The organism is Enterococcus sp. DIV0876 (genome assembly GCF_050529585.1).
In the GTDB taxonomy this organism is placed as follows: domain Bacteria; phylum Bacillota; class Bacilli; order Lactobacillales; family Enterococcaceae; genus Enterococcus_D.
In genome coordinates this window covers 1,337,027-1,358,136 of record NZ_CP172882.1, presented here as the reverse complement: position 1 = coordinate 1,358,136, position 21,110 = coordinate 1,337,027, and the positions used below count along the sequence as shown (strand labels likewise).

Annotated in this window: 19 protein-coding genes; 3 read left to right on the top strand and 16 right to left on the bottom strand. The window is 41.2% G+C overall.

Translation table 11 applies throughout. The features are described 5' to 3' along the window. The first annotated feature begins 207 nt into the window (after positions 1-207). The gene (locus IGI41_RS06340; protein ID WP_430612752.1) at positions 208-2,331 is read left to right on the top strand and encodes an amino acid ABC transporter substrate-binding protein/permease; all 2,124 of its coding nucleotides are present in this window, start codon (positions 208-210) and stop codon (positions 2,329-2,331) included. 1 nt (position 2,332) lies between these two features. Then, the gene (locus IGI41_RS06335) at positions 2,333-3,070 is read left to right on the top strand and encodes an amino acid ABC transporter ATP-binding protein (RefSeq protein WP_430612326.1); all 738 of its coding nucleotides are present in this window, start codon (positions 2,333-2,335) and stop codon (positions 3,068-3,070) included. A gap of 98 nt (positions 3,071-3,168) precedes the next feature. Here IGI41_RS06335 and IGI41_RS06330 read toward each other — a convergent pair whose 3' ends face one another. The 14 genes from IGI41_RS06330 to IGI41_RS06265 all read right to left on the bottom strand — a co-directional run bounded on the left by IGI41_RS06330 (position 3,169) and on the right by IGI41_RS06265 (position 17,179). Then, positions 3,169-3,483, bottom strand: a complete 315-nt coding sequence (locus IGI41_RS06330; RefSeq protein WP_430612324.1) for a hypothetical protein — start codon at positions 3,481-3,483, stop codon at positions 3,169-3,171. Between the two features lie 5 nt (positions 3,484-3,488). Next, positions 3,489-4,514 carry a hypothetical protein gene (locus tag IGI41_RS06325; RefSeq protein WP_430612322.1) on the bottom strand — a complete coding sequence of 342 codons (1,026 nt, stop codon included), beginning with the start codon at positions 4,512-4,514 and terminating at the stop codon, positions 3,489-3,491. After that, entirely contained in the window at positions 4,511-4,972 is a 462-nt protein-coding gene (locus tag IGI41_RS06320) for an RNA polymerase sigma factor (protein ID WP_430612320.1), read from the bottom strand. The genes IGI41_RS06325 and IGI41_RS06320 overlap by 4 nt, the downstream gene beginning before the upstream one ends. A gap of 149 nt (positions 4,973-5,121) precedes the next feature. Then, positions 5,122-5,577: an S-ribosylhomocysteine lyase gene (locus IGI41_RS06315; RefSeq protein WP_430612318.1), complete on the bottom strand. Its 456-nt coding sequence runs from the start codon at positions 5,575-5,577 to the stop codon at positions 5,122-5,124. Beyond that, positions 5,574-6,236 (bottom strand): class I SAM-dependent methyltransferase, encoded by a 663-nt coding sequence (locus IGI41_RS06310; RefSeq protein WP_430612316.1) that lies wholly within the window; start codon positions 6,234-6,236, stop codon positions 5,574-5,576. Before IGI41_RS06310 ends, IGI41_RS06315 begins: the two co-directional genes overlap by 4 nt. Positions 6,237-6,238: 2 nt before the next feature. Next, complete coding sequence (locus IGI41_RS06305; RefSeq protein WP_430612314.1) at positions 6,239-7,384, bottom strand: cystathionine gamma-synthase; 1,146 nt, start codon at positions 7,382-7,384, stop codon at positions 6,239-6,241. Further along, the gene (locus tag IGI41_RS06300) at positions 7,374-8,333 is read right to left on the bottom strand and encodes a PLP-dependent cysteine synthase family protein (RefSeq protein WP_430612312.1); all 960 of its coding nucleotides are present in this window, start codon (positions 8,331-8,333) and stop codon (positions 7,374-7,376) included. Before IGI41_RS06300 ends, IGI41_RS06305 begins: the two co-directional genes overlap by 11 nt. Positions 8,334-8,716: 383 nt before the next feature. Continuing rightward, positions 8,717-9,817, bottom strand: a complete 1,101-nt coding sequence (locus tag IGI41_RS06295) for a glycerol dehydrogenase (RefSeq protein ID WP_430612310.1) — start codon at positions 9,815-9,817, stop codon at positions 8,717-8,719. A 119-nt stretch (positions 9,818-9,936) separates the two neighbouring features. Beyond that, entirely contained in the window at positions 9,937-11,106 is a 1,170-nt protein-coding gene (gene dnaJ / locus IGI41_RS06290; RefSeq protein WP_430612308.1) for a molecular chaperone DnaJ, read from the bottom strand. Positions 11,107-11,232: 126 nt separating this feature from the next. Further along, a complete protein-coding gene (gene dnaK / locus IGI41_RS06285) occupies positions 11,233-13,062 on the bottom strand; it encodes a molecular chaperone DnaK (RefSeq protein ID WP_430612306.1) in 1,830 nt (609 codons plus the stop codon). Positions 13,063-13,106: 44 nt separating this feature from the next. Next, positions 13,107-13,670 (bottom strand): nucleotide exchange factor GrpE, encoded by a 564-nt coding sequence (gene grpE / locus IGI41_RS06280; RefSeq protein WP_430612304.1) that lies wholly within the window; start codon positions 13,668-13,670, stop codon positions 13,107-13,109. A 33-nt stretch (positions 13,671-13,703) separates the two neighbouring features. Beyond that, complete coding sequence (gene hrcA / locus IGI41_RS06275; RefSeq protein ID WP_430612302.1) at positions 13,704-14,747, bottom strand: heat-inducible transcriptional repressor HrcA; 1,044 nt, start codon at positions 14,745-14,747, stop codon at positions 13,704-13,706. Positions 14,748-14,908: 161 nt separating this feature from the next. Continuing rightward, positions 14,909-16,096, bottom strand: coding sequence for a radical SAM family heme chaperone HemW (gene hemW, locus IGI41_RS06270; RefSeq protein WP_430612300.1), 1,188 nt, complete (start codon positions 16,094-16,096; stop codon positions 14,909-14,911). Positions 16,097-16,531: 435 nt separating this feature from the next. Then, complete coding sequence (locus tag IGI41_RS06265; RefSeq protein WP_430612298.1) at positions 16,532-17,179, bottom strand: hypothetical protein; 648 nt, start codon at positions 17,177-17,179, stop codon at positions 16,532-16,534. Between the two features lie 156 nt (positions 17,180-17,335). On the opposite strand from IGI41_RS06265, the gene IGI41_RS06260 reads away from it, so the two are divergent. Continuing rightward, positions 17,336-18,157, top strand: coding sequence for an aldo/keto reductase (locus IGI41_RS06260; protein WP_430612296.1), 822 nt, complete (start codon positions 17,336-17,338; stop codon positions 18,155-18,157). Positions 18,158-18,209: 52 nt separating this feature from the next. On the opposite strand, the gene iadA is transcribed toward IGI41_RS06260, so the two are convergent. Beyond that, a complete protein-coding gene (gene iadA / locus IGI41_RS06255; protein ID WP_430612294.1) occupies positions 18,210-19,394 on the bottom strand; it encodes a beta-aspartyl-peptidase in 1,185 nt (394 codons plus the stop codon). 21 nt (positions 19,395-19,415) lie between these two features. Then, positions 19,416-21,107 (bottom strand): putative basic amino acid antiporter YfcC, encoded by a 1,692-nt coding sequence (yfcC, locus tag IGI41_RS06250; protein ID WP_430612750.1) that lies wholly within the window; start codon positions 21,105-21,107, stop codon positions 19,416-19,418. Between the last annotated feature and the right edge of the window lie 3 nt (positions 21,108-21,110).

Genomic DNA, 21,110 nt, shown 5'->3' with positions numbered 1-21,110 from the left:
TCATTTGTGTTGCTGTTTTCGTATCATTAACAGATACTTAAGATGTTATTATTTCTCACATCAGATGTCAGATTTACATGACTTTGTCACGATTTTTTTCTGAAAAGCTTGTGTGTTGGATAAAAAATTCATATAATCTATAAATACGTGACAACTAAAGGGGGAATTTTCTTGAACAAAAAATATAGAGCCTTCGCTTTAGTTGCGCTGATTATCAGCTTTTTTGCTTTTTCAGCAAAGTCAGCCAACGCGGAGGAAACAACGTATAAGATAGGAACAGATTTAACATTCGCGCCTTTCGAATTCCAAAATGAAAACAATGAGTATGTTGGGATCGATATTGATTTATTAAACGCAATCGCGGATGACCAAGGGTTTGCTGTTGATTTGCGTCCCTTAGGGTTTGACCCTTCTATCCAAGGTGTACAATCCAATCAGTTGGATGGTATGATCGCAGGAATGAGTATTACAGATGAGCGAAAAGAAACATTTGATTTTTCTGATCCTTATTTTGATAGCGGGATTCAAATGGCCGTTGCTGCCGATAATGATAGTATCACCAGCTATGAAGATTTATCAGGTGAAACTGTCGGTGCTAAAGTCGGAACCGAAAGCGCCCGCTTCCTAGAAGAAAACAAAGACAAATATGGCTACGACATCAAGAATTACGATGATGCCAGCGGCCTATATGGTGCAGTGCGAAATGGAACTGTGGTAGCGATTTTTGATGACTATCCTGTTCTAGGGTATGCCATCAATAACGGTGAAGCCATGAAGTTGGTCGGTGAACCGGAAGCTGGTGCTTCTTATGGCTTTGCAGTCAAGAAAGGCCAAAATGCTGATTTGCTTGAAAAATTCAATGCTGGTCTGGCCCACTTGAAAGAATCTGGCGAATATGACAAAATCGTCGCTACTTATATTAGCACATCTGACAGCAGCACCGCTTCAGATGATAGTGAGATGGTCAAAGTTGAACCGAAAAAAGATGTCTACAAAATTGCCAGCGACTCTGCGTTTGCACCATTTGAATTTCAAAACGAAGACAATGAATATGTCGGCATCGATGTCGATCTATTGACACGTGCGGCAGAAATGCAAGGCTTCAACATTGAATTTAATTTCATTGGTTTCTCTGGCGCTCTGCAAGCACTAGACGGTAATCAGGCCGATGGCATGATTGCTGGGATGAGTATTACTGATGAACGAAAAGCTTCTTATGATTTTTCCGACTCTTACTTTGAAAGCGGCATTCAGTTAGCAGTCAAAGAAGGCAATGAAGATATTTCTTCCTACGAAGATCTGGATGGCAAAACAGTTGGTGCCAAAGTTGGAACCGAAAGTGCTGACTTTTTGATTGCTAATGAAGATACCTATGGCTATTCCATCAAATATTATGACGCAGCGGATCAATTATATGCTGCAGTCAGTGGCGGTCAAATCGACGCCATGATGGATGATTATCCTGTCATCGGTTACGCTATTAGTCAAGGACAAAAATTAACGACACCTATCGAAAAAGAAACAGGCGGACAATATGGGTTTGCAGTCAAAAAAGGCCAAAATCCAGAATTAGTTGAGATGTTCAACGAAGCTTTAAAAGAAATGAAACGGACTGGCGAATATGATCAAATCGTCGGCAAATACATTCAAGATGGATCGGCCACTGAGAAGAAAGTCGATGAATCTACTATTGGCGGCTTGATCAGCAATAACTACAAAGTGCTTTTGACAGGCCTTTGGAATACATTACTTTTAGCACTGATTTCATTTGCTTTGGCTTTAGTGATAGGGATCATCTTAGGACTGTTCAGTGTAGCACCAATCAAAGCATTGCGTGTGATTGCTAGTATTTATGTGGATATCATTCGTGGTATTCCAATGATGGTATTGGCTTTCTTCATCTTCTTTGGTTTATCTGATGCAATCGGCATTACGATTCCCGACTTTGCAGCTGGTGTGATCACATTGACATTGAATGCCAGTGCCTACATCGCCGAAATCGTTCGTGGAGGAATCAATGCTGTGCCAAACGGACAGATGGAAGCCTCCCGAAGTTTGGGTATGACTTATACCCGAACGATGCAAAAAATCGTGTTGCCTCAAGCAATCAAAATCATGATTCCATCTTTCGTCAATCAGTTCGTTATTTCATTGAAAGATACAACGATCATTTCCGTTATTGGTGTAGTAGAACTATTGCAAACTGGTAAGATCATTGTTGCACGTACCACTCAAAGCACCTATGTCTATTTGATCATTGCCATTATCTATTTGGTTGTGATCACTGCTTTAACTAAACTTGCCAAAGTTTTAGAAAAGAAGGTGAAGTAATATGAAAGAAAAAATCTTAGTTGAACATTTGGTCAAAAAATTTGGCAACAACACCGTGTTGAACGACATCAATGTATCGATCGAAGAAGGCGAAGTGGTGTGTGTGATTGGCCCTTCCGGCTCAGGCAAATCAACCTTCTTGCGTTGCTTGAATCGATTAGAGGAACCAACGAGTGGCGACATTATCATCGACGGTGCCCACTTGATGGATAAAAACACCAATATCAACGCTGTCCGCCAGCATATTGGTATGGTTTTCCAACATTTCAATCTCTTTCCTCACTTGTCCGTGTTGGAAAATATTATTTTGGCACCGATGGATCTAAAAAATGCCACCCGAAAAGAAGCAGAAGCCCATGCTGTTCGTTTATTAGAAACCGTTGGTCTTGCTGATAAAAAGGATATGTATCCGGATAATCTCTCCGGCGGTCAAAAACAACGGGTTGCCATCGCTCGGGCTTTAGCCATGAATCCTGATATCATGTTATTTGATGAACCGACATCCGCACTCGATCCAGAAATGGTCGGTGATGTATTAAACGTCATGAAGAAATTAGCCAAACAAGGCATGACAATGGTCATCGTTACCCATGAAATGGGCTTTGCCAAAGAAGTAGCCAATCGTGTCATGTTCATAGATGGCGGCAATTTCTTAGAAGATGGTACACCCGAACAAATCTTCTCCGATCCTAAAAATGAACGGACCAAAGATTTCTTAGATAAAGTTCTAAATATCTGATCACGAAAAACCACATGTCCATTTTGGACATGTGGTTTTGTCTTATGCAACTCGTTTAAGATGCTTCTTATCTTTACGATCATTCATGTCGAAGTATTTCACAACAAATATAAACTACCATAAACAAGCAGCAAAACGATTGCAGGATATACCATCTGAGTGAGCCACGTTTTATCACGCCATGCTAGGATACCTAACACTACTACAAAACCAACTAGAATCAAAGGATGAAAAAAGCTAGATAGGAGTCCATTTCCACGTGCAGCATTCATCGGATATGGGACAATAGATATAGTGATCGTCGTTATTGTTGAAAACAAAAATCGTACCAAAGCAAAATAGAATAAATAGCACAGACTATACGCTTTATTGATGATCGAAAATATTTTTCCGTAAGGATAAGATTTTTCCATACATGTTATTCCCCTTCCGTAATCACTTGCTGAACCAATACATCTTGCACTTGTCTTACTTGTACTCGTGAAATCATGGATGATTCTTGTTTTAGCCAGTCAGCTAATGCTGTTGCGTTGCCTGTGACCAAAATCGCATTTACTTTCACGCCATTATCTGCAATATAGTCTTGCAGATCTTGAAAATCATGGAGTTGGATTTGATTGTCGCGATTACTGGTAAAGCGGATATTTCCGTCAAAATCCCACCCCAAATTGCCATACGCGTCGTAATGATCATTCAGATAGGCAACACCTTCTTGGACTGCTGTCAAAACTTGCTGATCATAATTGTTGGCTGTCACTTGCTGAACCAAAGTATCAGTATAACCAAATACACTGCCTGTTTGATACGCAATCGAATAGTGCTGGACTGTCAAGTCTCCAACGATTTCTCTGACAGCGCTTGGTGATTGATCATTTTTTAAAGTCACTGCTAAAGATACTTGTTTCAGCTCCCCTAATCCAGTCAAATAATCAACTAATCCATCATAGGTATTCACTTGCTGATCGGGATTTTGCATATTAGAGGAAAACGCATATGCGTCCAAATTATTACTGGTCACCTGTGCACTTGCTAATTGATCAAATAGATAACGATTATTTACAGTATAGACAACTTGTTCTTGATTACCAAACTTTGAGAGAACTGGATACAAATCATTTTTTCCTAAGAATTGAAGCGATGCCTGTCGATTCAAAGGATCATAATGCAGATTTTGCTGACCCATTTCATACCATAAGTAGCGGTACTTCTCCAACGCATTCTCTCGCAGATAATCAGGGTAGTCACTCAACATGACCACTGAGGGTAAATTTTGGTAACGGACATCTTCTCGTGGGACGAAACGATAATAAATGACTGGCAACATATAAGAAAGGATAAATGCAACTATACTGAAAAATAAAAAATGGTAGATCAGTAACGATCCAAATCGTTGTTTCAATCGGTGAACCGATTTTTGCATTTGTTGATATTCTTTAGATTTCATTCCTTCACCTGCTTTTTTATTTTTTGTCGTGCTTGGAAAATACGCGATTTGACGGTACTTTCTTTGACCCCAATGATTGCCGCGATTTCTTGATAGTTATACCCTCTGATCGATAAGATAAATGGTCTGCGCAATTTATCTGACAAACGATTGATTGAATCCATCAATGCACTTTGATCCACACTTTTCTGAGCAGAAGATTGATCATGATCGATATAGGCAGCAAAATCTTCCGGTAAAAAAATGATCTTTTTTCGTCGATAAAAATCATATAAGGTAAATTTCGCAATCGTAAAGAGCCACGCCTCAAAATTCTCCGGTTGCTGCTTTGGTAACGCGAGCAGTACTTTCAAGAACACTTCTTGTGTTAAATCCTCCGCATAATAACGATCTTTCACCCGTTGAATAAAATAGTATTGGATGCGATCGTAATAGTTTTGAACCAACTCCTCCAACACTATCCCTCCCTGCTATCTATAAAGACGTTCAATCAACTAAAAAGTTGCAAAAAACTTTTTTTATTTTCAGTATATCAGTCTTTAGGCACACAAAAAAACTGTATATCTGCCGAACAGATATACAGTCACATAAACGAACCTTTATAAGACTACGCGAAAACGGAGGACCATTGTGCCCGCTGATCCAAAAATTCTTGCGCCAATTCTTGGGCGCCACTCAATGTGTGATTGGCCGCCCATCCGCATTGCACTTCATTACTGGCAGGTACCTCGGTAGCTGTCAGCACATCTTTCATGGTTGCTTCTAAAACATCCAAGATTTCGTCATAATCATCATGATTGAGGACTGTCAAATAAAATCCTGTTTGGCATCCCATTGGTGACCAGTCCACGATGTAATCCGCATGATTACGAATCAATTCGGCCGTCAAGTGTTCCAACGAGTGCAAACTAGCCATGTCCATATGTTCTTGGTTGGGTTGTTTGAAACGTACATCATACTTAATGATCGTATCTTGAATCCCTTGTTTTTTGTCTGCAACCCGTACATATGGGGCTTTGACTTTAGTATGGTCTAGATTAAAACTTTCGACATTCATTTTCACTGTTTATTTGCTCCTTCTACTTTGATGGCCTCTATCAGCCAAACGAAAGCATTGATTTGTTTGAACCGGCTGCGAAAACCATGTTGACGAAAATAACGGTCAATATCTGGGATCAAAGGATAATACTCCCTCTGCAAATCTGCTGAAAGCTGCAGATAGCCATCCTCGATTGCCTGGCTGATTGTCGCCGTTTTGTGATCCAACGATAAAAACATCGTATCCCCAAAAATAACTTTACCGCCAACAGGTAATAATGCGGCATATTTGGCAATTGCCCGCTGTTTTTCTTCTTCATTCAGATGATGAAAAACATAGCTGGAAACGATGGTATCGATTGGGTCAGAGAGCATCGGAAAAGCTTCCATATCACCATCCAAGAATGCAACCTCGCGAAGAGCAGGTTTTTTTTGCGCCACTTTTCGCATATCTTCCGAAGGTTCAATTGCGATAACCTGCTTGCCTCTCTCGACAAGGGCTAAAGTCAAATTACCGGTTCCACTTCCAAATTCTAACACAAAAGCGCTTGATTTTTCAGCAATTTCTGCCAATAAATCAGGGTAATAACGAAACACTTCTTGATATTCCGGATCTTCTCCATTCACAGTGGCATCATAGGTATTGGCCCATTCTTTGAAAATCGGAATAAATTCCCGCCCCATCTTTAAACACCTGCTTTCTGTAATGCTGTTTGCAGATCCGACAATAAATCATCTGCGTGTTCAATACCAACAGACAAACGAATCAAACCATTTTTGATACCGGCTTTCTCTCTTATGTCTTGAGGAATAGACGCATGGGTCATGATTGCTGGTACTTCGACCAAACTCTCCACCCCACCTAAACTTTCAGCCAATGTAAAGATTTTTAATCCTTCAATAAATGGCGACACATTGGCTTCATTTTTTAATTCGAAGGAGATCATCCCACTGAAGCCAGTCATTTGTTTACGTGCAATCTCATGACCTCTATGGCTCGTTAACCCTGGATAATAAACTTCATTGACAGCCGGATGCTCTGCTAACATCTCAGCCACTTTTAATGCATTGCTTTGATGGGCCTCCATACGCAAGGCCAATGTTTTGATACTGCGTTGAATCAGCCAGCTATCGTGGGGCCCCAAGACACCGCCAATCGCATTTTGCATAAAACCAACTTTTTTAGCGAGCGTCTCATCTTTGACAACAGCTAGACCAGCAACAACATCACTATGACCGCCTAAATATTTGGTGGCACTATGGATCACGATATCCGCCCCAAGTTGCAGCGGCTTTTGGAAATAAGGCGTCGCAAAGGTGTTATCAACGACCGTCAATAAATCATGCGCTTTAGCAATTTTCACAACTTGTGCGATATCGGTGATCTTCAACAGTGGGTTGGTCGGTGTTTCCAAAAAAATTGCTTTTGTCTCTGGTTTGATTGCAGCAGTAATCGTTTCTGGCTTACTTGTCTCAACCAATGTGTACCGCAGACCGCTTTTTTCAAAGACTTGGTGCAATAACCGAAATGTGCCTCCGTAAACATCATCTCCCAACAAAATATGATCCCCCGTTTGGAACAATGAGAAAACCGCATGCGTGGCTGCCAGTCCCGAAGCAAAAGCAAACCCTTGGTATCCACCTTCTAACTCTTTGATCAGTTCTTCTAAAGCAAACCGCGTAGGATTGCCAGAGCGGCTGTACTCATATTGTTTTGGCTGACCAATACCGTTTTGGCGATACGTGGATGTTTGATAGATCGGCACACTGACCGCCCCTGTTTCTTGATCTTCACTGATTCCGCCATGAATCAATTTGGTATTAAAATGCATGGTTTTTTCCTCCTATGTCTAAATCTGATTCACCTTCATAAATATGTTTAGATAGATAGCGATCACCGCTATCTGGAAATAATGTCACGATTTTGCTGCCACTAGGCAAACGCCAGCTTTCTCTAACAGCTGACGCCAACGCAGCACCACTGGAACTGCCTACGAGTAGTCCATAGTTTTTTGCTAAATGACGGGTAAAACGAAAGCCTTCATCATCACTGATCGTATCAATCGCATCGATCATCAATCCATCAAAAAACTGAGGTATAAACTCAACACCGATCCCCTCGATCTCGTGTCCATGGGCCGGACCATTATTTAAGATCGATCCTTCAGGTTCAACCGCAATCAAACGTATCTTCGCATTTTGTTTCATTAAGTACGCTGCAACACCGGCAAATGTACCACCACTGCCTACGCCAGCGACAAAACTGTCGATTTTGCCATGTAATTCTTGGTAAATCTCTAATCCCAGCGTACGCCTATAAGCGGCGGGGTTTTCCTCGTTATGAAATTGCAGCGGCAAATAACTGTTTGGCGTTTCTTTTGCTAATGCTTTGGCTTTCTCAATAGCACCTTGTATGCCTTTATTGGTAGGCGTATGCACGATTTGTGCACCCAAAGCCTGAATCACCTGTTGCTTTTCCAGACTGAATTTTTCTGGAACCACAAAAATCATTTTCAAGCCATGCTCAATGCCGGCTAATGCCATGCCGATACCCGTATTTCCGGCAGTGGGTTCAATGATTGTTGTCTCTTGATCTATCTCACCACGCAGAAATGCTTGATGAATCAATTGCAATCCCAAACGGTCTTTGATACTGCCTCCAGGATTCAGGTATTCTAATTTAGCAAAAATCTGGCTGCCAGACTTTCCGCCTAATAAAGCCGCATCAAATTGAAACAGCGGTGTGTTGCCAATCAGTTCTTTGACATCTTTGACGATCATTATGGCACTCCCTTCATTCAAATCATTTTTACACCTGTTTCCAATGGTCGTCACCAATGAAAGCGGTATATTTAGACAAACAAAAAGAGGCACTGACTATTAAATCAGTACCTCTAGTATCGTCGTGTTATCCGGATAATCAAACCCTATTGAGCCAAAAAATCAACAGCGTTCTACGACAAAGGAACTATTAATAGACATAACAAATCGGTATGCTGCTTTTTGCACCATACAACAACAACATGAAATGTGCACGTTGACGTTTGTCATGAATAGTTCCCTCCTTTTTTGCTTGTACTCAAAATAGCATGACTGATATCTCTTGTCAAACAATTTATTCAAATCTTTGAATAACCCTGATCTTGATTGTGTCTGAAGTTTTCTTATTTTGGATAGTAACTAGTCACATACGCATCGACAGCTTTTAAAGCAGCGACGACATCTTCTGGTGTAACTGGGAAAGGCATATTGTGAATCGTTTCCCCTTCGATACATGCTTGCTCACCGATTTTCAATAAATCAGCATCACTTGCTTCTGATAAGAACATGTCACTTAATGTTGTTGGCAGATTCAATGCTTGATACAATGTGATGTATTCATCCAATTCGTCAGGTTCTGCATTTTCCAGCATTAATTGTGTCAATGTGCCATAGGCGACTTTCTCCCCATGAGAAAGGGAATGGACATCGCCATCTAGTGCTGTCAATCCATTATGGATTGCATGGGCTGCAGCTAATCCAGCACTCTCAAACCCTAACCCGCTTAACAAAGTGTTGGCTTCCACGATTTGCTCGAAAGCTTCCGTCACTGCTTGTTGTTGATTGGCTTGATATGCTTTTAAAGCATTATCAAATAAAATTTCTTCACATTTCTCAGCAATCGCCATCCCTGCAATTGGCTGCATGCCGCCAACCATATTTTCACTATGACTTCTAGCCACTGCTCGTGCTTCAACATATGTTGCTAAGGCATCAGCAATACCTGCTGCTAATAATTTGGCTGGCGCTTTCGCAATCACGGCTGTATCCACAAGTACCAACTCAGGATTTTTGTTATAAAAACGATACTTTTCGAAGCGTCCCTCATCAGAATAAATAACAGACAATGAAGAAGTTGGGGCATCTGTAGATGCAATCGTAGGCAAGACAGCAATTGGCACTTTTAATTCATCTGCGACTGCCTTTCCTGTATCGATCGTTTTCCCGCCACCAAGTGCAGCAATGACTTCGATCGATTCATCTTGGGCGTTTTCTACGATCCGTTCAATTTCTTTTGCAGAAGCTTCACCGCCAAAAATTTCTTTGACCGGTACCAAATCAGCTGCTTTTAAATTATCAAACAACGATTCTCCAGCAATTTCCCAGACATTCTCATCCGTTAAAAGCAATACTTTTTGACCAAGATCTTTGATGTGATGCAATCCATTTTCCAAAACACCTTTGCCTTGTACATACCGCGATGGACTTGCAAAAATTCTTTCCATATCTCTTCCTCCTTCAATCAATCTACTTCCATTGTGACATAGCGCGCAAGCGATTTCAAAAGAAACACTCAAAAAAAACGCAATTTTGACAAACATCATCAAAATTGCGCCGCTATTGTTTATTTCTTTTTCCCACCAAAGGCATCTTTCATCTTATCGAAGAAACCTTCTGGTTGTTGTTCTGTTGTTTCATGTCCGCTGGCTTTTGCATAAGCCCGCAATGCTTCTTTTTGTTCATCGTTCAAGTTTTTCGGTGTGATCAATTTGACTTTGACTTGTTGGTCTCCATTGCCGCCGCCGCGTAGACGAGGGGCTCCTTTTCCACGCAAGCGGAAATTGGTTCCTGTTTGTGTACCAGCAGGGACTTTCAGTTTCACATTCCCGTGAACAGTAGGAACATTGACTTCATCTCCTAGTGCTGCTTGCACGAAATTCAATGGCAACTCATAATAAATCTCAGAGCCATCACGATCAAAGATGTCACTTTCTTCCACACGGAAAATCACGTATAGATCTCCGTAAGGACCACCATTGGTTCCTGCTTCACCTTGACCAGATAAGCGCATTTGTTGTCCATCTTCTACACCAGCAGGGACATTGACTTTCACGTTGTGGTTTTTCTTTTCATGGCCTGTACCATGACAAGTGTTACATGGTTCTTTGATTTCTTTCCCAGTACCATGACACACGTCACAAGTTTGGCGGCTCATCACACGACCTAATGGTGTTTGGCGTTCAACATTGATGGTTCCTGCACCATGACACTTGTGACAAGTTTCCGGTGTTGTGCCTGGTTTTGCACCACTGCCGTCACAAGTATGACACATTTCTTCTCGCTTATATTGCACATTTTTTTCGACACCAAAAATGGCTTCCTCGAAAGAAAGGTCCACAGCATATTGCAAGTCAGCACCTTGACGGGGTGCATTTGGGTTGGCTGTTCGGCCACCACCGCCGCCAAAGAATGATTCGAAGATATCTTCGAATCCACCAAAACCGCCACCGGAAAATCCGCCGCTGTTAAAGCCGCCGAAGCCGCCACCATATCCGCCGCCATAATTCGGGTCGGTCCCTGCATGACCATATTGATCATAGGCTGCACGTTTTTGTGCATCACTTAAAATTTCATAGGCCTCAGAAATCTCTTTAAATTTTGCTTCTGCATCAGCTTCTTTGTTGATGTCTGGATGATATTGTTTCGAAAGCTTACGATATGCTTTCTTGATTTCGTCATCCGAAGCCCCTTTTTGTAGACCTAAGACCTCATAATAATCTCTTTTGTCTGCCATCGGCTTCCCTCCACTATTTTCTCGCGTCTATCGTATTTTAGCACATATCTCTTAGGATAAAAATACGTTTCTTGCATTCATAAGAAAAAGCCAAAGTAGTGACTTTGGCTTTTTCACAAACAGCGATTATTTATCGTCACCGTCTACTTCTTCAAAATCGGCATCAACCACATCGTCTGCGCCGCCTTGTGCAGCTTCTGGATTTTCTTGTGCTTGTTGTTGCGCAGCTTGTTCATACAATTTGACCGTCAAGTTTTGGACGATTTCATTTAATGAATCACGTTTTGTTTTCATTTCTTCCAAGTTATTGGCTTCAACTGCTGCTTTCAATTCGTCACGGGCTTCTTCAGCTTTTTTGACTTCGTCTGCGTCTACTTTGCCTTCTAATTCCTTCAATGTTTTATCAACAGTGAACAACAATGCATCGACGTCGTTCCGCAAGTCTACTTCTTCTTTACGTTGTTTATCAGCTTCCGCATTTGCTTCCGCATCTTTCACCATCCGTTCAATTTCTTCATCTGTTAAACCTGATGAAGATTTGATCGTGATTTTTTGTTCTTTTTGTGTACCAAGATCTTTGGCTGAAACATTGACGATCCCGTTTTTATCAATATCAAATGTTACTTCGATTTGAGGGATACCACGAGGTGCTGGTGGAATATCCGTTAATTGGAATCTGCCTAAAGTCTTGTTATCAGAAGCCATTGGCCGTTCACCTTGTAAGACATGGATGTCTACAGCAGGTTGGTTGTCAGCAGCTGTTGAGAAGACTTGTGATTTGCTTGTTGGGATCGTTGTATTGCGATCGATCAATTTGGTGAAGACTGAGCCCATTGTTTCGATACCCAATGATAAAGGTGTTACGTCTAATAATACGACATCTTTGACATCACCAGTGATTACGCCACCTTGGATTGCCGCTCCCATAGCGACTACTTCGTCTGGGTTCACAGATTTGTTTGGTTCTTTATTGGTTTCTTTGCGTACTGCATCAACAACAGCTGGAATCCGTGTTGATCCACCGACTAAGATCACTTCATCGATTTCTGATTGTGATAGGCCAGCATCTTTCAATGCTTGACGAACTGGAATTTTTGTACGTTCAACTAAGTCAGCTGTCAATTCGTCGAATTTGGCACGTGTTAAAGTCATTTCCAAATGCAATGGACCTGCATCGCCAGCAGTGATAAACGGTAAGCTGATTTGTGTGCTTGTCACACCTGACAAATCTTTTTTGGCTTTTTCAGCAGCATCTTTCAAACGTTGCAAGGCCATTTTGTCTTTGCCTAAATCAATACCATTTTCTTTTTTGAATTCAGCAACCATATGATCGATGATTTTGTTATCAAAGTCATCTCCACCTAAATTGTTGTCGCCGGCTGTTGATAATACATCAAATACGCCATCACCTAATTCAAGGATCGATACGTCAAATGTACCGCCGCCTAAGTCAAAGACTAAGATTTTTTCATCTTTGTCTGTTTTATCTAAACCATATGCCAATGCTGCAGCAGTTGGCTCGTTGACGATCCGTTCTACTTCTAAACCAGCGATTTTACCAGCGTCTTTGGTTGCTTGACGTTGTGCATCATTAAAGTAAGCAGGAACAGTGATTACTGCTTTTTCAACTTTTTCACCAAGATAGTCTTCAGCGAAACCTTTGATGTATTGTAGCACCATCGCTGAAACTTCTTGCGGTGTATATGTTTTGCCTTCAACTTCTACTTTATATCCTGCTTCGCCCATATGGCGTTTAATAGAAGAAATCGTGTGTGGATTCGTCACTGCTTGACGTTTTGCCACTTCACCTACTTGGATCTCGCCATTTTTGAAAGACACAACTGATGGTGTTGTCCGATTTCCTTCTGGGTTTGTGATGATTTTTGCTTCGCCGCCTTCAAGAACAGCGACTGCTGAGTTTGTTGTTCCTAAGTCAATACCGATAATTTTACTCATGTGTATACGCTCCTTTTCAATTTAAACGAATGTTTCGTAGTTTTTTATTGTGCCACTACAACCATGCTTGCACGCAAGACACGGTCATGTAGTTTATACCCTTTTTGCAAGACATTAACGATGGTATCTGCTGGTACTTCATCTGTTGCAGGTACCGTTTGAACTGCTTGATGCAAGTTTGGATCAAAAGAAACACCTTCAGCGGCAATTTCTTCAATGCCTTCTTCTTTCAACGCTTGACGCAAACTTTCAAGGACCATTTCGACCCCTTTTTTCAAGTTTGCTGCTTGCTCTTCACCGACGTCAGCGGCCATTGCACGCTCTAAGTTATCAATGGCTGGCAACAGTTTTTTGCCAAGGTCTTGTGAACGATATTTTTGTAGTGTTTCACGTTCGTTGCGATTACGAGAAGTAATATTAGCAATTTCTGCTCGTGCCCGTAAGAACTGATCTTCTAGTTCATTGTTTTTTTCCTGCAACAACTCGATTTCTGTTTTTTCAACTTCTGCTTCGGAAATACCTGCTGCATCGATTGCTTCCTCTGAAGGTTCGATCATTTCATCTGTTTGAACAACTTCATCATTTACATGTTCTTCTTTTTCCGTCACGTTCGTACCATCCCTTCTTTATCCAATATCCGCTTATTCATCAGAATGATCCAATGCGCGGTAATACTCAGCTAATTTGCTGGCTAATTCGCTTCGAAAGGCATCCATCAAGCCAAACATCCGTGAGTACGGCATGCTGGAAGGACCCAATAAAGCAATCGTTCCCTGTCCGTGCCCTTCAATTTCATAACTTGCTTGGATCAAACTCATATTTTGCAATAAATCGTTGCCTAGTTCAGATCCGATACGGATTTGAATTGCTTGATCTCTAGGTGCCAATAACTGCGTGAGCTGATCTGCGTTTTTCATGAAAGAATACATCGACTTGAATTGGTTGACATCTTGTGTCGGTTCAAAATCCAATAGATTCATTCGACCACCGACAAATATTTTTTCTTCAAAAATATGACTCAACATCGTATCAAATAAATCAACGATGCCATCGGTCGTTTGAAAATACTTGTGCAAAATCATAGGTATTTCCGTTCTCAATCGATGATAGACAGTCATCAGTGGCTCGCCGATCAATTTATCATTGATGATTCGAACCATTTTTTCCAAATCTTCTCCACTTAAAGAAGCTGGCAATGTAAAGACTTGATTTTCAACATTTCCCTTGTCTGTCACGATGATCGCAATGATCTGCCGCGCATTCAACGGAACGATTCGAAACCCGGTCAACTTCCGTTCTTTGACGTCCGGTCCAAGAGACAGCGCCGTATAACTTGTCAGGTTAGATAAAATCGTCGCCGACTGTTGAATGATTTCATTGATTTCATGAAAATCTTTACCAAAAGAATGACGAATTGTTTGCAACTCTGATGGTCCTACTTGAGATGGCTTCAACAGGTGATCAACATAGTAGCGATACCCTTTGATTGAAGGAACCCGTCCTGATGAAGAATGGGTCTTTGATAAAAGTCCAGCAGCTTCTAGTGCCTTCATCTCATTACGGATGGTTGCAGAGCTCGCTTCAACCCCATCCTCCATCAATCGTTTTGACCCCGTAGGTTGGCCAGTATTCGTATAATTTTGGATGATGAGGTGTAATATCATTTGTTGTCTAGGTGTCAACATGTTATCCACTCCTCAATTAGCACTCATTCCTACTAAGTGCTAACACGATTATAAATATACCATATCTACAGCCAATGTCAAGTATTTACCCCTCTTTTTTAGCACTCTTTACACGAGAGTGCTAATTCCATTCAAAAATAAAAAAGCAGTCGCAACTGCTTTTAATTTGATGTACTTTCTTGATCGATCAGAAATGCTTCAAAAACATCATTTCCAATAAACATGCCGGCTTTCGTTAAATAAACATTGTCTAAGTCTTCAGCCAGCCAGCCTTTTGCCACCAATTTCTGGGTCACTGATCCGTAGACTTCATGAAACGAAACAGCAAATTTTTGTTGAAAGCGTGTTTTAGAAACGCCACGTTTCTTGCGTAACCCTAAAAACAACTCTTCTTCCATTTGATTTTCACGTGTCAGTACTTCTCTTTCATGAACTGGTAATTTTCCCTCTCGCAACGGTCTGAGATAATGTTGGATCGGCCCTTTATTTTTGTATCTTGTTTGATCCAAATAGCCACTCGCCCCTGCCCCAAATCCAAAGTAATGCGCATTGTTCCAGTACATCATATTGTGTTTGGACTCATAACCAGGACGGGCAAAATTGCTGATTTCATATTGATTCAGGCCGGCTTTTGCCATCGCTTCGATTGCTTCGTCAAACATTTGCGTTTCCGCTTCTTGAGAAGGCAGCGCCATCCGCCCTTGTCTGACCCAATTCATGAACATTGTTTTATTTTCGAGGATCAAAGAATACATTGCATAATGGGGTAAACCCAAATCGATTGCCCGGGTCAACGTATCTCGGAAACTTTCCATCGTTTGACCAGGCAATGCATAAATCAAATCAATCGTCACATTTTTAAAATCATGTTTTTCCAACATCTTGACGGTATCATAAACATCTGCTGCAGTATGCTTGCGACCGATTTTCTTTAGTAAGCGGTCATCAAAGGTTTGAACCCCCATCGATAAACGATCGATGCCATGATTTTTAAGGACGATCATTTTGTCTTCACTTAAATCACCTGGATTTGCCTCTACCGTAAACTCTTTGGTAGTTGAAGTTGGCAAGATCTGATGGATTCCAGATAACAGACGATCCAATTGTTTAGCAGTCAATGAAGTTGGTGTACCACCGCCCACATAGATCGTTTCACTAGCGGTAATTGGATATCTCTCTATGGTCAGTGTCATTTCTTTCAACAGTGCCTCGATATACTCATCAACAGGCTGCCCTTCCAGGAAAACCTTATTAAAGTCGCAATAGTAGCAGATATGTTCGCAAAAAGGGATATGTATGTAAGCAGAAATATTCGTTTCTGATTTTTCTTCTATAACTGGGTGTATCATCCGAAGCAATTCTCCTTTATTCAGCAAGACAAGCTTGTTTTTGTGTCGCCACTCATTGTAGCACAGATCCTTGCGATCTCCTAAGATCCGGGAAATTTACAGCGCAAAAAAAGTTTTCCAAATTGAAGAAGGAAAACTTTGCTTACGGTACACATTCATTTTTTAAAGATACCTGCACTTGTTCAGTACGGTCAAAAACCGCTTTTGCTCCTGCTTTCACCAGAAAATTCTTCTGTGATAAAAGCAAAAACTAACACTTCCCCCAAACTGTTAGCGCAACAATCAAACATGCCTGTGTTGCCGACTCACCTCACAAGAGCAGGACCAAATGTTCAAAAAGACATTGTTTGCCTTTTGTACTTTTAGTATACCTTTTTAAGAAATAAATTTCCTATCATTTTTTTCATCAAGCGAAGAAAATCATGAAAACGCCGCCTAAAAAATGAAACGAAGAATTTGGATCACATATCGAATCAAGCGATAAATGATAAACAGAAAAAACAGATTGCCCAGTATGAAACGAAAGCCATTGCCAATCGATTCGCGGAAACTACGAAAACTAAACAAATTAGACCAACGGTGAAATCCGTTCTGCCGATTTCTTTTTAACCGATAGGCCTCGTCATATTTGGTCTCCAGCATATCATAGTATAGCAATATAAAAGGCTGCTTTAAAAAATAGCCCTTCTGATAGCCAGCCATCAACGTCAACGCTTTATCGTTTGAAGGAAAGTTGCGATTGCCGCTTTTTTTGATTCGGCCAATCGTTCCATCCCCTTGCTCAAAAGCGTAAACATCTTCATATTCAGTCAGTTGCACGACACGTGGCGGCGTATTCGCTTTTAAATAGGCAGCAATCACATGTGTTGCTTCATTATATCTCTTGAAGAGCCAAACTTCTAAAGCAACCAGCAATAGCAATAACAACCCATTGATGATATAACCTTCTTGCATCAACAACAAGTAGCCCACGATGATGAGCATAGCAGCAGCAATCAAAATCATGCGCCGCCGAAAATATCCTTGATACATTTGGATAAGAGAGCGGTGATAGTAAGTAAAGTCCTGTTGGGCTGTATCCATATTGATCCCCCTTCATATCAATCTTATTTTTGTCAATTTACCAAATCTATTCTATCGTGTCAATTTTTTGTCGTAATCGTTAGGATTGTTTTGTGAAAGAAAACGTTTTATAATAAATAATGAAACAACTAATATGTCAGAAAGCGGGTAGATAAAGTGATTTTACAAGATACGTTCACATTGCAAAACCAGTTAAAGATTCCAAAAATTGGTTTAGGTACTTGGCAGTCTTCGCCTGAAGATGCCTACAAAGCGGTAAAAATTGCCTTAGAAAATGGTTATCGTCATATCGATACAGCCGCTGCTTATAAAAACGAAGAAGCAGTTGGGAAAGCCGTTCGTGATTCTGGTTTGTCACGAGAAGATATTTTCATCACAACCAAAGTTCCAGCAGAATTGAAAAGCTATCAAGAAGCGGTGGACAGTATCGATGCCTCTCTAGCTAAATTAGATTTAGGATATATTGATTTGATTTTGATTCATGCCCCACGCCCTTGGTCGATCATGCGAGACAATCCTGAAAAGAAAGATTTCTTTTTAGAAAACATCGATGTGTGGAAAGCGCTTGAAGAAGCCTATTTAAGTGGAAAAGTTAAATCGATTGGTGTCTCAAATTTTGATGAAAAAGATTTACAAAATATTTTTGATCATTGTGATGTGAAGCCAATGGTCAATCAATACGTGTATCATATTGGTCGTACGAACGAAGATTTATTGGCGTTCTGCAAAGAAAATGATATTTTGGTGGAAGGCTACTCCCCAATTGCGACAGGTCGTTTGTTGGATAATGAAGAAATCCAACAAATCGCTGATACTTACGAACGTTCCATTCCGCAAGTATCGATTCGTTATTTATTACAAAAAGGCATCTTGCCATTGCCTAAATCCGTCCATGAAGCCTATATTATCGACAATGCAAAAGTTGATTTTGAGATTTCAGACGAAGACATGGCGCGGTTAGATCAAATAAAAGCCTAAACACGCAGCCCCCGATAAAGAGATAGTTATCTCTTTATCGGGGGCATTTTTTTTATGTTAGTTGTTCAAATGTGCCCCAAACTTTGACTGTCTGATCTGCCACCATCACTTGTCCTTTCGCAATCACAGTATCAACACTTAAATCAGCTTTATTCAACAAGCAAAGATCGGCATCCATCCCTTGGGCAAGCTGGCCTTTTTGATGTAGCTTCAAGATTTTTGCAGGATTGCAAGTAATCGCCCGCAAAGCAATTTCCAAGGGAATCTGTTCTTTTTCTACCGCTTCTTTGATGCCCACCATCAATGCCCTAGAACTGCCGACCCCCAATCCAATAAATTGGTTGTTCTCATCAAAATAAGGTAAACTGCCCTGACCATCAGAAGTCATCGTAAATTGATCCAAGCCAATACCTTCCTCTAACAAACGCTTCAAACCTTTACTGAAACGCACTTCATCATCTTCTTTTTCCCAAAAATCAGGATCTTCACTCGCGGTGAAATCAATGGTTCCGCCCATTTTAGCAAAATCGATACTGGCTTCAAATAATTCACTCGTTCGATTGGCATGGGTTGGTAAAAACTGACTGATCGGAATCTCTGTTTCCGAAACGGTACGCAAAATCAGTTCATATTTTTTTTTGCCGCCCCCAAGATGGACATTCATGATTCCAGCTTTTCCAGAAAGCATACCACCAACACGGGCATCAGCTGCCGCTCGCGTAAATTCATCGAAGGTCGGTTGCGAGGAACGATGATCTGAGATGGCAATTTCTCCGATGCCAATGACTTCTTCAATCATTAAGAAATCTTTGATCAGCGAATCCGTGACTGGATCAAGGGGCAGCCGGTAGGAACCATCGTACACATACGCAGAAATACCTTCAGCCTTTAACCCCTTTGCTTTACTGATTAATGCCGTCATATCACGGCCGACACCATCTGTACCCAAACATCCGACAACAGTTGTCACACCAGCGGTGGTCAGTTGACTCAGTTTGACTTCAGGTGTGCGGTTTTGATACCCGCCTTCACCCCCACCGCCTAAAATATGAAAATGACAATCGATAAATCCTGGCGTAGCAATCATTTCTTTGCCATCGATCACTTCTAATTCTACCCCAGTCACAGCAACTTGGATTTCATCTTCGATCGCCACGATTTTGTCGCCGCTCAATAAAATATCTTTCATTCCAATATGTTCTGGTGTGTAGACGTCGACTTGTTTGATCAATTTCAATTTCGTCCATCTCCTTCTAGATTACTGTAAACCAATCATAACTGCGATCACAATAAAGATCGTACCTAATACAAATAGAAATCCTTGCATCTTGATTTGGAACTTGGCCCATTTTGCCCATTCGATCCGAGCCACACCAAGAACACCAATCAGGCTGGCAGAAACAGGTGTAAAAGCATCCATGAAACCTGAACCAAGCTGGTAAGCCAAGACAGCGATTTGTCGAGATACCCCCAATAGATCTGCCAATGGTGCCATGATTGGCATCGTCAAGGCAGCTTGCCCGGAATTCGATGTTACCACCAAATTGAATAAACTTTGGAAAATATACATAAACCAAGCACCGATCACTGCAGGTACATTGTTCAACAAGCCGCCAATACTATGCAAAATCGTATTTAAAGCAGAAGGTACATTCGCATCAGATCCGCCTAAGACTAACAATATACCTTTTGCCATTCCGACCACGATCGCTGTTCCAGCCAAATCTGCTGCACCAGATTGAAATGAACGAGCAACATCATTCAAGCCCATATTTTCCAACTTAAAGAAAACGGCGATCAAACCAGCACCAAGACCCATCACAAAGAATTGTGAAGCGATTTCTGGGATATAATAACCTTTTTGGGTCACTCCCCAGACGATCCAAATCAGAACAGCCAACATTTCCACTAAAATCAATTTATGCCCTAGTAAAAATGGTTTTTGTTCATTAGATGTTTGTTCCAAATGATTACGGAAGTACGCATCTGACTGATAAGTCAATGATTTTTCAGGCTGTTTGCGGACTTTTTCTGCATAGATCATCAAGTATGCGGCGGACAATGCTGTAACAACGACCCACATAATGATTCTGAAAGTGGCGCCGGATAGAACTGGAATACCAGCGATTCCTTGGGCCACTGCAACACTAAACGGACTCATCCAAGAAGTGGCGTTCCCAATTTGCGAGGCGACATACGTTACGGTTACCGCCACGATCGAATCATAGCCCAAAGCAATCACAAAAGGTACCATGACCATTGAAAATGGAATCACTTCTTCGGCCATGCCAAAGGTCGCACCCCCAAAAGAAAAGGCGAAGAAGAGCAAGGGCAGTGCCAGTCGTTCTAATCCCCGTGTTTTACTGATGAAAGCAAAAATCCCTGCATCGATCGCGCCGGTTTGCATAATGATCCCAAAAGCCCCACCAACGACCAATATCAATGCGGCAATACCTACCGCAGATCCGTATTTATCTCCAGATACTAAACCTTCAAATACAAAGTTCAAGAAACCAAAACCGCCAAAGTCATCCGTTCCCCAAACTTTCGCTGTTTTGTGTAATTTTTCTGAAGTATCATAGATCTGCTCACCATATAAGTCATACAATACATCATCCGTCAATCCGACTTCGTCTAACTGACTTTGATCCATGGCGTCTGGTCCTTCTGCAAGTAACTCTTCAAGTGCAGTTGGGTCAATGGATAATGCGTTTAATTGTGTCGTATCCTCTTCCAATGCGGACAGTTGATCATATACAAATTCCTGTTCCAATGGATAAGCATAACGAAACGAATCTTGAACCAAAACAGTTCTTGTACTTATCTCTCCATTCGCATCCGTATATTCAATTTCCTGTGTACTAAATTTTCCTGCTGGCACTAAAAATGTCAACAACCAAGCGATAATGACCACACCAAAAATAATCACATATGTATGTGGTGTTTTCATCTT

Excerpts from the sequence above, each read along its gene's own strand:
- IGI41_RS06335 (WP_430612326.1), top strand. The coding sequence starts at position 2,333 with ATGAAAGAAAAAATCTTAGTTGAACATTTGGTCAAAAAATTTGGCAAC.
- IGI41_RS06330 (WP_430612324.1), bottom strand. The coding sequence starts at position 3,483 with ATGGAAAAATCTTATCCTTACGGAAAAATATTTTCGATCATCAATAAA.
- IGI41_RS06325 (WP_430612322.1), bottom strand. The coding sequence starts at position 4,514 with ATGAAATCTAAAGAATATCAACAAATGCAAAAATCGGTTCACCGATTG.
- IGI41_RS06310 (WP_430612316.1), bottom strand. The coding sequence starts at position 6,236 with ATGGGGCGGGAATTTATTCCGATTTTCAAAGAATGGGCCAATACCTAT.
- IGI41_RS06305 (WP_430612314.1), bottom strand. The coding sequence starts at position 7,384 with ATGCATTTTAATACCAAATTGATTCATGGCGGAATCAGTGAAGATCAA.
- IGI41_RS06300 (WP_430612312.1), bottom strand. The coding sequence starts at position 8,333 with ATGATCGTCAAAGATGTCAAAGAACTGATTGGCAACACACCGCTGTTT.
- IGI41_RS06295 (WP_430612310.1), bottom strand. The coding sequence starts at position 9,817 with ATGGAAAGAATTTTTGCAAGTCCATCGCGGTATGTACAAGGCAAAGGT.
- dnaJ (WP_430612308.1), bottom strand. The coding sequence starts at position 11,106 with ATGGCAGACAAAAGAGATTATTATGAGGTCTTAGGTCTACAAAAAGGG.
- dnaK (WP_430612306.1), bottom strand. The coding sequence starts at position 13,062 with ATGAGTAAAATTATCGGTATTGACTTAGGAACAACAAACTCAGCAGTC.
- hrcA (WP_430612302.1), bottom strand. The coding sequence starts at position 14,747 with ATGTTGACACCTAGACAACAAATGATATTACACCTCATCATCCAAAAT.
- hemW (WP_430612300.1), bottom strand. The coding sequence starts at position 16,096 with ATGATACACCCAGTTATAGAAGAAAAATCAGAAACGAATATTTCTGCT.
- IGI41_RS06265 (WP_430612298.1), bottom strand. The coding sequence starts at position 17,179 with ATGGATACAGCCCAACAGGACTTTACTTACTATCACCGCTCTCTTATC.
- yfcC (WP_430612750.1), bottom strand. The coding sequence starts at position 21,107 with ATGAAAACACCACATACATATGTGATTATTTTTGGTGTGGTCATTATC.